Consider the following 12841-nt stretch of genomic DNA (forward strand, 5'->3'; position numbering starts at 1 on the left):
TTAGTCAGTAGTTTCTTCAGCGGCGTCTGCCAAAGACTCTTCAGTGTCTGGGCCTGCCAGCTCGGGGTCTGAAAGTTCCTCGTATGCTGGCAGGATAACCGTTTCTAGCAGATGCTGCCGTAATTCCTGGTCAGCGAAGGAATTCTCCACCGCTTTGACGGTGAGATCGAAAAATTCCTCCAGCCCATAGCCAAAGGTCTCACTCAGCGCGAGGAACTGCTTGGTCAAGGTGGTCTCGCCCGAGGAAATAGTGCAGGTAAAGCCCAGCTGCTGCAGCAGTGGCAGTGGGTGGTCGGTCAGCTCCTCGGCTTCCTCCAGTGGGGTAAAGACCAGGGGGATATGGCGGTCGCGGATGTAGCCAGAGGCCTTGCCGGGCACGATGCCTTCGATATTCGCAGTGAAGTCATCGATCATATTTACCGGGTGGATAAGGCGATTCACGCCGGCCTGGGCGGCGCGCTCAACTTCCGCGAAGTTCTCCCCCACGTGAATCTGGGTGGGCAGGTAGGCGGCGCGGAAGTCCGCGGCCGCGCTCGCCTGGTCCTGCGGCAGGTTGTAACCCACCACGGGGGCGTCGTCAGGCACTGCTGCCTCAGGGACCGTGCCGGCCAGGACTATGCGGGAGTCGAGGGAAGGAATGCGGGCTGCACCGGCGGCTTCGACGACCGCGGCAGCGTCCAGGCCAATCGCTGCTGGATCCAGGTGCAATTCCGCGTAGACCACGCCGTCTGCGGCCAGGGCCTCGTTGCGCTCACGGATGGTCACGGTAAGTTCCTCCGGCGTAGCGGCCGTGGAGCTAATGGTCTCAAAGAGGGAGACCTTAGGCAGGTGCGCCACCACGTCGGCGGCGGAGTCCTTGTTTTCGGGGCTAATCAATGGCGCGTCATGCATGCGTCCCATCGTAAGCACGGGCCTAAGATGTGTCATGTCATGAAAAGAATTCTCGCTTGTTCTCTCGCCGCCGTGCTGGCGAGCGGCCCGCCGCTAGCACTGGCGGAAACGCCGACCGCTCCAACCACCACGCGTACCGCCGCGCCGGATACCGATAAATGCCCGCACTCCGAACGCCCGGAAAAGGCGACCACCACCTCGGAGCGCCTCGCTCCTGGGCAGGCCTCCCCCACCCCGTTGCCTCCGGTGGACAGCGATGAGCCCTGCGGCACCACCCTGCCTGAAGGATTCAAAGTGGATAAGGATGTGGTGGCCGCAGCCTGGATGGTCTCCGATATCGACACCGGCGAGATCGTCGCGATGAAGGACCCTAACGGCCGGTACCGGCCGGCCTCCATCATTAAGGCGCTGCTAGCGCTCGTGGTCATCGACGAGTTGGACCTGCACCAGAAGGTCGAGGTGGGCGAAGAATCGGCGCAAATCGATGGTTCCGCGGTGGGCATCGGCCCAGGCGGCACGTACACGGTGGAGCAGCTTTTGCAGGGCTTGCTCATGGCTTCGGGCAACGACGCTGCGCATGCGCTGGCGCAGGAATTGGGCGGCGACGAGGCCACTTTGCGCAAGGTTAACGAGAAGGCGGCTGAAATCGGTACGAATTCCACGTACGCGGCCAGCTACTCCGGGCTCGACGCCCCGGGGATGTCTACCTCGGCCGAGGATATTTCCCGCATTTACCGCGCGGCCTTCCATAACCCGACGTTCGCGCGCATTGTGGATACGGACTCCGTAGATTTTCCGGGCTGGGGAGATTATGAAGGCTACCAACTAGGAAACGATAACGGGCTTTTCCTCAACGATCCGGATGGCATTGGTGGCAAGACGGGTTTTACCGATGACGCGCACCATACCTTCGTCGGTGCGCTCGACCGCCATGGCCGGCGGCTGCAAGCGGTGCTGCTCGATACCACCGTGGAGCACGGCCCGCGCGCGTGGGAGCAGGCCCAGAAGCTGCTACACGAGGCCTACAAGGTGCATCCCGGTGATGGTGTAGGGCAATTGCTTGCCGACGCCCATTCCGACGCCGACTCCCCCGCATCCCCTGCAGCAACACCGTCGCCCGATACCCAGGCACAATCAGCGAACTCCTCGTTGGACGGGGCGCAGGGGTGGCTCGGCTGGGTCATCGCCGGCGCTGTAGCTTTGCTGGCTATTTGCGTGGGTGCTTTTTCACTACTTCGGCGTTAGCCCACTCATCGTGGGTGCCACGGCGGTTATTCTTCTCCGAAATGGTGAAGCTATGCACGCCGGCGCCCACCCAGCTGGCGAACGTACCGGGGCCAGGCACGATATTGACTAGGCGCCACCACTGGCGCTTAGCGGACTGGGTGAGGCTAAGCCGCTCTTTGGTGTCGACATCGCGCACCGTGTAGCCCATCAGCAGCTTGGCTGGGCTGGCGCCGAGCCAACACTCAGTGCCCAAAACGTAGAGCAGCGTAATGATGGCAAAACCGATAAACGTTGAGAGTTCATCCGCGCCACCAGAAAGCAGTGCGCCGCCGAAGCTACCGCTGATGAGTGAGAAAAAGAATAGGTCCAAGATGGCCATGCCGATGCGCGCGTCTTGACCGGCGCGCTGACTAATTTCAGGCGCTGGATGTTGTAGCAACGGTGCGGGGACGGCCGCGTTCGCCGTTGCCGGCGGAAATGGATTGTGCTGCGGGTCAAAAGGATTGCGCGAATAGGGCGACCCATAGGGGCTCGCGGACTGCGTAAATCGCGGCTCCTGCTGAGCGTGGCGCCCTGGCCCTGCCGCCTGACCGGGCTGGAAGGACTGAGCTTGCTGCTGGGCCTGCTGTGTCCGCGGATTCCACTGCCCTACCGCGCCCAGCTGCCCGAGGTCTCCCCAGGTGGGGCGCACTCCCGCCGCGCACGCCTTATCGTATTCGGCCCGCTTTGCAGCAGAGCCCAAGACACTGGCAGCGATGCGCAGCTGCGCGCGCCGCGGCTCTTCAATGTCTTGGCCTTGCTGCTGTAGCAGCACATCCTTGGACTCCAGCAAAACTAGAAGCTCGTGCTCGCCATCGCGGCGATCTAGTCCCCATTCCTCATAAAGATTCGGTGCGATGTCATTGGCGTTCATAATGCTCCATCTTAAAGCCCAACAGCAGCGGCGTCCTCACCTCTAAGGAGGAGATTTTACTTACGGCGCAACAAGCTCCATGCGCCCACGGCCGCGGCGCCTACAGCGGCGCCAACGCCGAAGGTCGCACCTGCAGGCGCGCCTTCCTTGACCTCGTTGCGGACGCGAATAACGGCCGGCTCTGGGACCGGCGGGTGAGCGTACTTCAGGGACTCCTTGGTGGTGGCGGTCCATGCGGAGACGTACAGCACCACGCGCCAGATTAGGTACATGACCACCATGAGCACGATGACTGGGCCGAAGACCGCGCCGGCGGGGCTGCCGGTGGCAGAGGACATGATGAGTGTGGACAGCTGCTTGAGCAGCTCAAAAGCCACCGCACCAATGGCCGCGCCGATAAGGCCGGACTTCTTCGGCACCTTGGTGCGCGGCAGGATCATAATCAGCCACCACATGACGATGAAGTTCGCCAGAAGGCCCACAGCCAAGCCGACATAGAAAATCACCAAGTCCATGCCCGAGAAGGACTCGATTCCTACGCGCTCAAAGATCTTCTGGGTAAGGCCGGAGGAACCGGCGGCGGTCACGCCAAAGGCGATGAGGAATGCCACGATAAGGCCAATGAGGCCCACCAGGTCAGACAACTTCTTCTTCAAGAAGGAACCGCCCTCGTTGGCATCGATGCCCCACATGGCCGAGATACCGATGCGCAGGTTATTCATCCAGCCTAGGCCGGACCACAGGGTGGTCAAACCACCGATGCCGAACATGGCGCCGCGTTGGTCAATGGCGGTATCCAAGATCTCATTGACCGTATCTCCCATATCGCCATCGATAGAACTGGTGATATGGGATTGCAGATCATTGAGCAGGTCCTCGCGGTTAGCCAAGACGGCGGCGACGGTGGCCACGACCAGCATGGCAAGCGGGAAGATGGAGAGCACCGAATAATAGGTGATGCCGGCGGCAAACTGGTTGCCGCCTTCGGCACCGTAGCGCTCGTTCATGCGCATGAGGTGGTCAACGAATCCGGACTTGGAGCGAATCTTATCTACCGCACCGGGATCGTCGGCATTGGCGCGTTCGATGCCGTAGTGGTCCGTCTTCTTCGAGGAGGATTGCGTGGTGGTAGGCACGTGCTTCCCTTCTTGCTCGCACAGTTTTTATCTCACCTAGAGTAACTGGCAGATGCCCACTTGTCCCTTTGCGGGGTGGGGCACGGGGGAAGCGGCCGCTTACTACTTGCGCAGGCGGGGAAGGAAGCCGACCTTTTCATAGACGGCGTCGACAAGCGGCTGGGCAATCTCTTGTGCCGTCTCCGCGCCCTGCGCCAGGATGCGCTCGAGCTCGCCGCGGTCCGCCATCAACTCGTCATAGCGCGCCTTGAGCGGAGTGGTAAATTCCTGCAGCGCGTCGGCGGTATCGACCTTGAGGTGGCCGTAGCCCTGGCCGGCGTACTTTTCCACCAAGGAATCGATGGATTCACCGGTGAGCGCAGACTGGATGACCAGCAGGTTGGACACACCCGGCTGGTTGTCGCGGTCAAAAGCCACCGAGCCCAAGTCATCCGTCACGGCGGACTTGATGCGCTTAGCCGAGGTCTTCGGCGCATCAAGCAGGTTGACCAGGCCCTTCGGGTTGGCGCCGGACTTAGACATCTTGGAGGTCGGCTCCTGCAGGTCATAAATCTTTGCCGCACCCTCCGGGATGAACGGCTCCGGTACCTTGAAGGTCTCGCCGTACTTATTGTTGAAACGCTCGGCCAGATTGCGGGTCAGTTCCAGGTGCTGGCGCTGGTCCTCGCCCACCGGCACATAATCCGGCGAGTAGAGCAAGATATCGGAGGCCATGAGGATCGGGTAGGTAAATAGGCCCACCGAGGTGCGGTCCGAGCCCTGCTTGGCGGACTTATCCTTGAACTGGGTCATGCGGGAGGCCTCACCAAAACCGGTAAGGCACTGCAGTACCCAGGTCAGCTCCGCGTGGGCGGGCACGTGCGACTGCACGAAGAGCGTGGACTTTTCCGGGTCAATACCCAAGGCAATGAGCTGTGCGGCACCCGCGATGGTGCGGTTGCGCAGCTCCTCCGGATTTTGCTCCACGGTGATCGCGTGCAGGTCAGGGATGAAGTAGAAGGCGTCATAGCCGTCCTGCAGGTCAATCCACTGCTTGAGCGCTCCCAGGTAATTACCCAGGTGATAGGAATCAGCGGTGGGTTGGATACCGGACAGGACGCGGGAAACGGTGGAATTGTCTGCAGTCATGGTGCCTTATCCTACCCCCTAGCCTCGCCGCGCGGTTCATATCCTTCCCCGGCGCCGACTGAGCGAGGGATCGAAAAATCCCCTGCCCGATTGGGCAAGGGATGCGGCGCAAGGATGTTAGAGCTTGCGGGAGGTGGGGCTGACTACGTCCATCAGGATGGCCCAACCGGATACCATCAGCGCGCCACCCACGCCCATGAGCACGATGGGGCCGAGGAAAGCGAAGGACGGACCAACAACGGTCCACCACCAGATGCTCAGGCCGAGGATTACAGCGCCGAGGACGAAAGAAATAATTGCGCGAGCCATGAACTTTCTCCGTTGCAGATTACTGAATTTTTTGACCTACCCATAATAGCACTACTGCTTGTGTTTGGGTGCCTTGCGCTTGCCGACGTCCCCCTTATTAAAGCTCCACTGCTGCTCCACGTTGACTCCCCTCGCCCCTGGCGAGTGCCGGCCGCTCGGCCGCGTAATCGACTGTCGCTTCGGCCGGCGCGCGATGCGGTTGCTCGACATATCGCTGTAGTCAGTGCCCTCCGCCGCGTTAGAAAACTCTCGTGACTTGTTCTTAAACGTGCGCCCCAGTGGACGGCTCAGCGGCCGGGTCAGCGGGCGCGTGATGGGGCTGGCATAGCGCGTGGCCGCGCCCGCCTTGCGCTTGGCCTTGCGGGCGCCATCGCGCACGATGCGCGCGGACAAACGCAGGCGCGGATCCATCTGCTGCTCGGCATCGCGATACTCAAAGACGGGCAATCCCTTCTTGAAGTAGATCGCGGCCAAGCGGGCGATAAAGCACACGGAGGCGGTAATGATAGCGGCCGGTTCTTCGGCCAGACCGCCGTGGTAGAGCGCCATAAAAAGCGCCGCGGCCAGCAGCGAGATGGCGGCATAATACTCGCCGGAAAACACCAGCGGGATACGATCCGAAAGCAGGTCACGCAGCACGCCACCAAAGACGCCAGAAATCACCGCGGAGACCGAGGCAATGATGAACCCGTGCCCCAAGTGGACCGCGATTTGGGTGCCGAGCACCGAGAAGACCGCAAGCCCCAGCGCATCCAGGATGAGGAAGAGGTGGCGGAAGTAGTGCATGAGGAAGGACATGCCCACCGTCACCACGGCCGCCACGATGACGATCACCAAATAGATGGGGTGCTCAACCCAGGTAAAGGGAGGGTCATCGAGGATCATATCGCGCACCGTGCCGCCGCCCAGCGCCGTCATGGAGGCGATCATGGTGACGCCAAAAAGATCGAGCTTTTGGCGGCCGGCGGACAAGGCGGCGGTCATGGACTCGGCTGTAATACCAACTACATATAGGACGCTAAATAGTGGCGTCATCAGCGGTACTCCACCAGCAGTGGGGAATGGTCGGACCAGCGCTGCTCCACGGTAGGAGCCTTATCCACCCAGGTGCGCTGCGCGCGCTCCAGCATCGGGCGGGTGGCCGCCTGGTAATCGATGCGCCACCCGGCGTTGTTATTAAACGCCTGGCCGCGGTAGGTCCACCAGGTATAAGGACCATCTTCTTCCGGGTGCAGGCGGCGGGCGACGTCGAACCACTGCGGTTCTGCCGCTGGGGCCCACGGCTCGCCGCCGGCGTATTCGACCACACCCTGCCACTGCCCGAGGTTCTTCTTCTCCTGCGGCTTGTCATCCGGGAAGGCGCCAAAGACATGGTCCATGAAGGCGCGCTCCTCCGGCAGGTGGCCGGCCTTCTTTTCGTTGGCCTTATTATTCTTCAGGTCCTGGGCGCGGTGGCAGATATTCCAGTCGCCGCCGATGACCATGTCGGCCGGGCTGCCATCAGAATTCGTGTGCGCCGCATTCTCCGCTAGCACCTCCTGGAACTCGTCCAAGAAGCGGTACTTTTCATCCAACTTCGGCGAACCGGTATCGCCGGAAGGCAGGTACAGGGAGGCGACGCGAATATCGCGGGTGGTAGCCGCAATCCAGCGGCCGGCGTCGGTAAAGGAGCCGAAGCCCACTTCGACGTCGGCAAGCGGGGTGCGAGACAGGATGCCGACGCCGGCGCGGCCCTTTGCGGCGGCGTCGGCAAGAGCTAAGTGCCACCCCGCCTCTAGGGCTGGGGCCAGGGCCTTTTCGGCCTGCTCCGGGGTTGCGCGCACCTCTTGCATGAGCACGATATCGGCCGGAGTCTCCTCTAGCCAGGCATTCATACCGGGGTTATTTTCATTGCGCTGCTTGCACGCAGCGCGGATTCCGTTGACATTAACGCTCGCGATGGTAAGGGTCATGCCAACAGCATATCGGTCCGCCTAGGCGCGGCGAGCAAGGCGCTTTCTATCCCACATCGTCGCAGCCCACACCAGGCAACCCGCAGCCGCCAGGCCGGCACCCGCCAGCGCCGGGGCGGAGTAGCCCAAGCCGGCGCCCACGACGGCGCCGCCAATGGTCGCACCGGCCGCGTTTGCGATGTTCAGCGCGGATTGGTTAAGGGCTGCGGCTAGAGTCTGGGCGTCGCCAGCCACATGCACCAAGCGGAGCTGCAGCGAAGGTACCAAGGTGGAGCCCATAAACGCTACGCAGCCAAAGCACAAGATAGCGGGGATGGCATGGCCGGAGAGGAAGTAAAAGGCCGTCAGGATAACGATGAGGCAGGCCAGGGCAAAGATAATGCCAAACTCCAGGTTGCGGTCAGCCAGCCAGCCGCCGAAGGCATTGCCAATGGTCATGCCGATGCCATAGGCCATAAGCACAACCCAGATGAGGCTGTCATCCATGCCGGCGACCTCGGTCATGGTCCACGAAATATAGGTATAGACGGAGAACATGCCGCCAAAGCCCACCACGCCCATGATGACGGTGAACCACACCTGGCTATTTTTGAACGCGCCGAACTCCGTGCGGATATCGGTCTGCTTCATCTCTGTCATGTGCGGCATCAGGAAGAACAACGCAATGGCGGTGACAATGCCCAAGGCCACGACCACCAGGTAGGCCGCCTGCCAGCCCAGTGCGGAGCCAAGGGCTTGGGCGGCCGGTACACCAATCACCGTGGCGATGGCCAGGCCCATGCCCACATAGGCCATGGCCTTGCCGCGACCGCCGGGAGGGGCCATGGATGCGGCAGAAAGGTTAGCTACGGAGAAATAAGCACCGTGCGGCATGCCCGCAATAAAGCGCGCCACCATGAGGATGGCGTAATTCGGTGCCAAGACCGAGAGGAGGTTACCCACCACGAGGAAGCCGATGAGCAGCAGGATTAGCCGGCGGCGCGGCAGCTTGCCGGTAAAAGCCGCAATCAACGGGGCACCGACCACCACGCCCATGGCATAGATGGTGATGAGCGTGGAGGCGTTTTCTTCCGAAACGCCAAAATCATCCGCGATGAGCGGCAGCAGGCCCATGGACACAAATTCCGTCGTGCCGATGGCAAACGCGCCCAGGGCCATGGCCACCATGACGATGGTGCGGCGGCGGGCGGTAATCTCCGTTTGCAACGGCAGCGGACGGCGGCGAATGCGGTGTTCGTGTGCGCTGCGCGGGCTTAGCTCATCGATGATTTTCATGGAGAGTGAGGGTACACCCAGTGCACGCCTACAGCATGCCCGCAGCGGGGGCTCGTGAATATCTCCACCCCTCCCGCGCATGGGTGACAGCGGCCACGCAACCCTTTTCAAGGGGCGGCAAATAGGGGATCACTATCAGCAAACTGGCCCACATGCCGCCCACAAAATCGGTAATCTGGGCACTTGAACAATTTTCCAACGTTATTTAGGAGAATCATGGCAAAGATTACGTGGACCCGTACCGATGAGGCGCCGCTGCTGGCGACCTACTCCCTCAAGCCCATCGTGGAGGCCTTCGCTTCCACCGCTGGCATCGACGTGGAAACCCGCGATATCTCGCTGGCCGCCCGCATCGCCGCGCAGTTCCCAGAGCGCCTGACCGAGGAGCAGAAGGTCGAAGACGCCCTAGCGGAGCTGGGCAAGATGGCCAAGACCCCGGAAGCAAATATCATCAAGCTGCCGAATATTTCCGCTTCCCTGGTGCAGCTGAAGAAGGCCATCGCCGAGCTGCAGGCTGCGGGCTACGATCTGCCTGATTACCCGGATAACCCTTCCACCGAAGAAGAAAAGGACATCGCGGCCCGCTACGATTCCGTCAAGGGCTCCGCCGTTAACCCGGTGCTGCGCGAGGGCAACTCTGACCGCCGCGCGCCGGAGGCCGTGAAGAACTTTGTGAAGAAGCACCCGCACCGCATGGGCGAGTGGTCCAAGGACTCCAAGACCAACGTTGCCACCATGGCGGACAACGACTTCCGCCACAATGAAAAGTCCGTCATTCTGGACAACGAGGACACCCTGTCCATCGTCCTCAAGACCGCCGATGGCGAGCAGACCCTGCTGCCGGAGCTGCCGGTTCTCAAGGGTGAGGTCATCGACGGCACCTTCATGTCCGCCAAGGCCCTGGATGAGTTCCTCCTCGCACAGGTCAAGCGCGCCAAGGAAGAGGGCGTGCTCTTCTCCACCCACCTGAAGGCCACCATGATGAAGGTCTCTGACCCCATCCTCTTCGGCCACGTCGTCCGCGCCTTCTTCGCCGATGTTTATGACAAGTATGGCGAGGAGCTGCTGGCAGCCGGCCTCAACGGCGAGAACGGCCTGGGCGCTATCTACGAGGGCCTGAAGAACCTGGACAACGGCGAGGAAATCAAGGCTGCTTTCGACGCCGCGCTTTCCGACGGCCCCGACCTCGCCATGGTCAACTCCCACAAGGGCATCACCAACCTGCACGTGCCTTCCGACGTCATTATTGACGCCTCCATGCCTGCCATGATCCGCACCTCTGGCCACATGTGGAATAAGAATGACGAGGAGCAGGATACCCTCGCCGTCATCCCGGATTCCTCCTACGCTGGCGTGTACCAGGCCGTTATCGAGGATTGCAAGGAAAACGGCGCCTTCGACCCGACCACCATGGGTACCGTGCCGAACGTTGGCCTCATGGCGCAGAAGGCCGAAGAGTACGGCTCCCACAATAAGACCTTCAAGATCCCGGCTGCGGGCACCGTTGAGGTTCGCAACTCCCAGGGCGAGGTTCTCATCTCCCACGACGTGGAGGAAGGCGATATCTGGCGCGCCTGCCAGACCAAGGACGCCCCGATCCAGGACTGGGTCAAGCTCGCCGTCAACCGCGCTCGCCTGTCCGGCATGAAGACCATCTTCTGGCTCGACCCGGAGCGCGGCCACGACCGCAACATCAAGTCCCTGGTGGAGAAGTACCTTAAGGACCACGACACCGAAGGCCTGGACATCTCCATCGAGGATCCGGTCACCGCTACCAAGACCTCCATCGAGCGCATCCGCCGCGGCGAGGACACCATCTCCGTGACCGGCAACGTGCTGCGTGACTACAACACGGACCTCTTCCCCATCCTCGAGCTGGGTACCTCCGCCAAGATGCTGTCTGTGGTTCCGCTCATGGCCGGCGGCGGCCTCTTCGAGACCGGTGCGGGCGGCTCCGCCCCGAAGCACGTCCAGCAGGTCGAGGAAGAAAACCACCTGCGCTGGGATTCCCTCGGCGAGTTCTTGGCCCTGGCCGAGTCCTTCCGCCACGAGAAGCAGACCAACGGCAACGAGAAGGCCGGCGTTCTGGCCGCCACCTTGGACAAGGCCACCGAGCGCCTGCTCAATGAGGGCAAGTCCCCGTCCCGCAAGGCTGGCGAAATCGACAACCGCGGTTCCCACTTCTTCCTGGCCACCTTCTGGGCCGAGGAGCTGGCTAACCAGACCGATGATGCCGATCTCGCCGCTGCGTTCAAGGACGTGGCTTCCCAGCTGTCCTCCCAGGCAGACGAGATTGCCCAGGCGCTTGTCGACGCCCAGGGCAACCCCGCCGATCTCGGCGGCTACTACTGGCCAAATGACGAGAAGACCTCTGCCGTCATGCGCCCAGTTGCTCAGTTCAACGAGATCATCGACGGCCTGAAGAAGTAATTCTTCCTAGGCAAAAGCCGCCCCGCAGCGTTCATCAATTCGCTGCGGGGCGGCTTTGGTGTGTCTGCGTGCTTAGAAGCTGTCGAGCCAGGCGGCGTGCACGCGGGCGTCGCCATTTTCTTCTGGGTGGAAGCTCAGCGCCGTCACGCGGCCTTGGCGCACGCCGACCACCGCGTCGCCGTCCTCGCCCGGCACCGTCGCGATGACCTCGACGCCCTCGCCCACGCGGGTGACCAGCGGCGCTCGAATGAAGCTCGCCTCGATGTCGAGCATCTCCTCCCCCGCCGTCACAGGAACCGTGCGCTCTTCGGAAAAGCGCTGGTTGCCAAAGGCATTGCGCCGCACGGTCACGTCCAATAGCCCCAGGGTTTGCTGCCCCGGCGCGGGGTTATCGAGCTCGCGGGCGCAATAAATGAGCCCCGCGCAGGTCGCGAGCACCGGCAATCCTGCGGCCGCGGCGTCGCGCAGCGGCTCGGCCAGCCCGAAGCTGCGCGCCAGCTTGTCGATGACACTCGACTCGCCGCCCGGAATCACCAGCCCATCGAGCCCGTCCAGGTCCCGCGGCACCCGCACCCGGCGCGTAGCAACGCCGAGCCCGTCCAGAATGCGCAGGTGCTCCTCGACGCCACCCTGCAGCGCCAGCACCCCGACGGTGGCTACCATCCGCGCTCAGCCAGGCGGTGCGGCGCAGGCACGTCATTGACATTGATGCCCACCATGGCCTCGCCCAGGCCGCGGGAAAGCTTGGCGAGCTCAGCGGGGTCGTCGTAAAGCGTGGCGGCCTTCACGATGGCCTCCGCGCGCGCCACCGGGTTGCCGGACTTGAAGATGCCGGAGCCGACGAAGACGCCTTCGGCGCCCATCTGGCGGACAAGGGCGGCGTCGGCAGGCGTGGCCACGCCACCGGCAACGAACAGCACAACCGGAAGCTTGCCGGTCTCCGCCACCTCTGCAACCAGGTCGTACGGTGCCTGGAGCTCCTTAGCCGCGACATAAAGCTCGTCTCGGTCCAGGTGGTGCAGGCGGGCAATCTCCGCCTTAATGGTGCGCAGGTGCTTCACGGCTTCGGAGACGTCGCCGGTGCCGGCCTCGCCCTTGGAGCGAATCATGGCCGCGCCCTCGGTGATGCGGCGCAGGGCCTCGCCCAGGTTGGTCGCGCCGCACACGAACGGCACGTCGAAGTCCCACTTATTGATGTGGTTGACGTAATCGGCCGGGCTGAGCACCTCAGACTCGTCGATGAAGTCCACACCCAGCTCGCCTAGGATTTGCGCCTCTACAAAGTGGCCGATACGGGCCTTGGCCATGACGGGGATGTCGACGGCCTCGACGATGCCCTCGATAAGCTCCGGGTCAGACATGCGGGCCACGCCGCCCTGCGCGCGGATATCGGCCGGCACGCGCTCCAGCGCCATCACGGCCGACGCGCCCGCGTCCTCCGCAATGCGCGCCTGCTCTGGCGTGACGACGTCCATGATGACGCCGCCCTTCAACATATCGGCCAGTCCTCGCTTCACGCGCGTGGTAGCGCGTCCTTGTTCATTTACCTGTTCAGTCATAGGTGCCATAGTGACCCACAC

General features: G+C 62.5%; 12 protein-coding genes. 2 read left to right on the plus strand and 10 right to left on the minus strand.

The features are described 5' to 3' along the window. Positions 1-891 (minus strand): adenosine deaminase, encoded by an 891-nt coding sequence (locus tag MHY08_RS01925; RefSeq protein ID WP_239235039.1) that lies wholly within the window; start codon positions 889-891, stop codon positions 1-3. Positions 892-930: 39 nt separating this feature from the next. On the opposite strand from MHY08_RS01925, the gene MHY08_RS01930 reads away from it, so the two are divergent. Further along, the gene (locus MHY08_RS01930) at positions 931-2136 is read left to right on the plus strand and encodes a D-alanyl-D-alanine carboxypeptidase family protein (RefSeq protein ID WP_239235041.1); all 1206 of its coding nucleotides are present in this window, start codon (positions 931-933) and stop codon (positions 2134-2136) included. Here MHY08_RS01930 and MHY08_RS01935 read toward each other — a convergent pair. The 7 genes from MHY08_RS01935 to MHY08_RS01965 form a co-directional block, all read right to left on the minus strand. Next, on the minus strand, positions 2099-3031 hold the full coding sequence (locus MHY08_RS01935; protein ID WP_239235043.1) for an RDD family protein: 933 nt from the start codon (positions 3029-3031) through the stop codon (positions 2099-2101). The two genes, MHY08_RS01930 and MHY08_RS01935, sit on opposite strands and share 38 nt — an antisense overlap. Before the next feature lie 56 nt (positions 3032-3087). Next, on the minus strand, positions 3088-4167 hold the full coding sequence (locus tag MHY08_RS01940) for a YhjD/YihY/BrkB family envelope integrity protein (RefSeq protein ID WP_239235045.1): 1080 nt from the start codon (positions 4165-4167) through the stop codon (positions 3088-3090). A gap of 102 nt (positions 4168-4269) precedes the next feature. Beyond that, positions 4270-5295 (minus strand): tryptophan--tRNA ligase, encoded by a 1026-nt coding sequence (trpS, locus tag MHY08_RS01945; protein ID WP_005322617.1) that lies wholly within the window; start codon positions 5293-5295, stop codon positions 4270-4272. A gap of 117 nt (positions 5296-5412) precedes the next feature. Continuing rightward, positions 5413-5604 carry a hypothetical protein gene (locus MHY08_RS01950; protein WP_005322618.1) on the minus strand — a complete coding sequence of 64 codons (192 nt, stop codon included), beginning with the start codon at positions 5602-5604 and terminating at the stop codon, positions 5413-5415. 51 nt (positions 5605-5655) lie between these two features. Next, positions 5656-6639 carry a trimeric intracellular cation channel family protein gene (locus MHY08_RS01955; protein WP_255710244.1) on the minus strand — a complete coding sequence of 328 codons (984 nt, stop codon included), beginning with the start codon at positions 6637-6639 and terminating at the stop codon, positions 5656-5658. Further along, a complete protein-coding gene (locus MHY08_RS01960) occupies positions 6639-7556 on the minus strand; it encodes an exodeoxyribonuclease III (RefSeq protein ID WP_239235050.1) in 918 nt (305 codons plus the stop codon). Before MHY08_RS01960 ends, MHY08_RS01955 begins: the two co-directional genes overlap by 1 nt. A gap of 21 nt (positions 7557-7577) precedes the next feature. Beyond that, the gene (locus tag MHY08_RS01965) at positions 7578-8831 is read right to left on the minus strand and encodes an MFS transporter (protein WP_239235053.1); all 1254 of its coding nucleotides are present in this window, start codon (positions 8829-8831) and stop codon (positions 7578-7580) included. A gap of 216 nt (positions 8832-9047) precedes the next feature. Between MHY08_RS01965 and MHY08_RS01970 the strand changes: the two genes are divergently transcribed. Beyond that, positions 9048-11261 (plus strand): NADP-dependent isocitrate dehydrogenase, encoded by a 2214-nt coding sequence (locus tag MHY08_RS01970; protein ID WP_239235055.1) that lies wholly within the window; start codon positions 9048-9050, stop codon positions 11259-11261. 72 nt (positions 11262-11333) lie between these two features. On the opposite strand, the gene pdxT is transcribed toward MHY08_RS01970, so the two are convergent. Continuing rightward, positions 11334-11924 carry a pyridoxal 5'-phosphate synthase glutaminase subunit PdxT gene (gene pdxT, locus MHY08_RS01975; RefSeq protein WP_239235057.1) on the minus strand — a complete coding sequence of 197 codons (591 nt, stop codon included), beginning with the start codon at positions 11922-11924 and terminating at the stop codon, positions 11334-11336. Beyond that, positions 11918-12820 carry a pyridoxal 5'-phosphate synthase lyase subunit PdxS gene (pdxS, locus tag MHY08_RS01980; protein WP_239235059.1) on the minus strand — a complete coding sequence of 301 codons (903 nt, stop codon included), beginning with the start codon at positions 12818-12820 and terminating at the stop codon, positions 11918-11920. The genes pdxT and pdxS overlap by 7 nt, the downstream gene beginning before the upstream one ends. Positions 12821-12841: the final 21 nt, after the last annotated feature.

The sequence above is a fragment of the Corynebacterium sp. ACRPJ genome (assembly GCF_022347345.1).
Lineage (GTDB): Bacteria > Actinomycetota > Actinomycetes > Mycobacteriales > Mycobacteriaceae > Corynebacterium > Corynebacterium tuberculostearicum_D.

Bases quoted from the DNA above. Each gene is read 5' to 3' on its own strand.
- MHY08_RS01925 (WP_239235039.1), bottom strand. From the start codon at position 891: ATGCATGACGCGCCATTGATTAGCCCCGAAAACAAGGACTCCGCCGCC.
- MHY08_RS01930 (WP_239235041.1), top strand. From the start codon at position 931: ATGAAAAGAATTCTCGCTTGTTCTCTCGCCGCCGTGCTGGCGAGCGGC.
- MHY08_RS01935 (WP_239235043.1), bottom strand. From the start codon at position 3,031: ATGAACGCCAATGACATCGCACCGAATCTTTATGAGGAATGGGGACTA.
- trpS (WP_005322617.1), bottom strand. From the start codon at position 5,295: ATGACTGCAGACAATTCCACCGTTTCCCGCGTCCTGTCCGGTATCCAA.
- MHY08_RS01950 (WP_005322618.1), bottom strand. From the start codon at position 5,604: ATGGCTCGCGCAATTATTTCTTTCGTCCTCGGCGCTGTAATCCTCGGC.
- MHY08_RS01955 (WP_255710244.1), bottom strand. From the start codon at position 6,639: ATGACGCCACTATTTAGCGTCCTATATGTAGTTGGTATTACAGCCGAG.
- MHY08_RS01960 (WP_239235050.1), bottom strand. From the start codon at position 7,556: ATGACCCTTACCATCGCGAGCGTTAATGTCAACGGAATCCGCGCTGCG.
- MHY08_RS01965 (WP_239235053.1), bottom strand. From the start codon at position 8,831: ATGAAAATCATCGATGAGCTAAGCCCGCGCAGCGCACACGAACACCGC.
- MHY08_RS01970 (WP_239235055.1), top strand. From the start codon at position 9,048: ATGGCAAAGATTACGTGGACCCGTACCGATGAGGCGCCGCTGCTGGCG.
- pdxT (WP_239235057.1), bottom strand. From the start codon at position 11,924: ATGGTAGCCACCGTCGGGGTGCTGGCGCTGCAGGGTGGCGTCGAGGAG.
- pdxS (WP_239235059.1), bottom strand. From the start codon at position 12,820: ATGACTGAACAGGTAAATGAACAAGGACGCGCTACCACGCGCGTGAAG.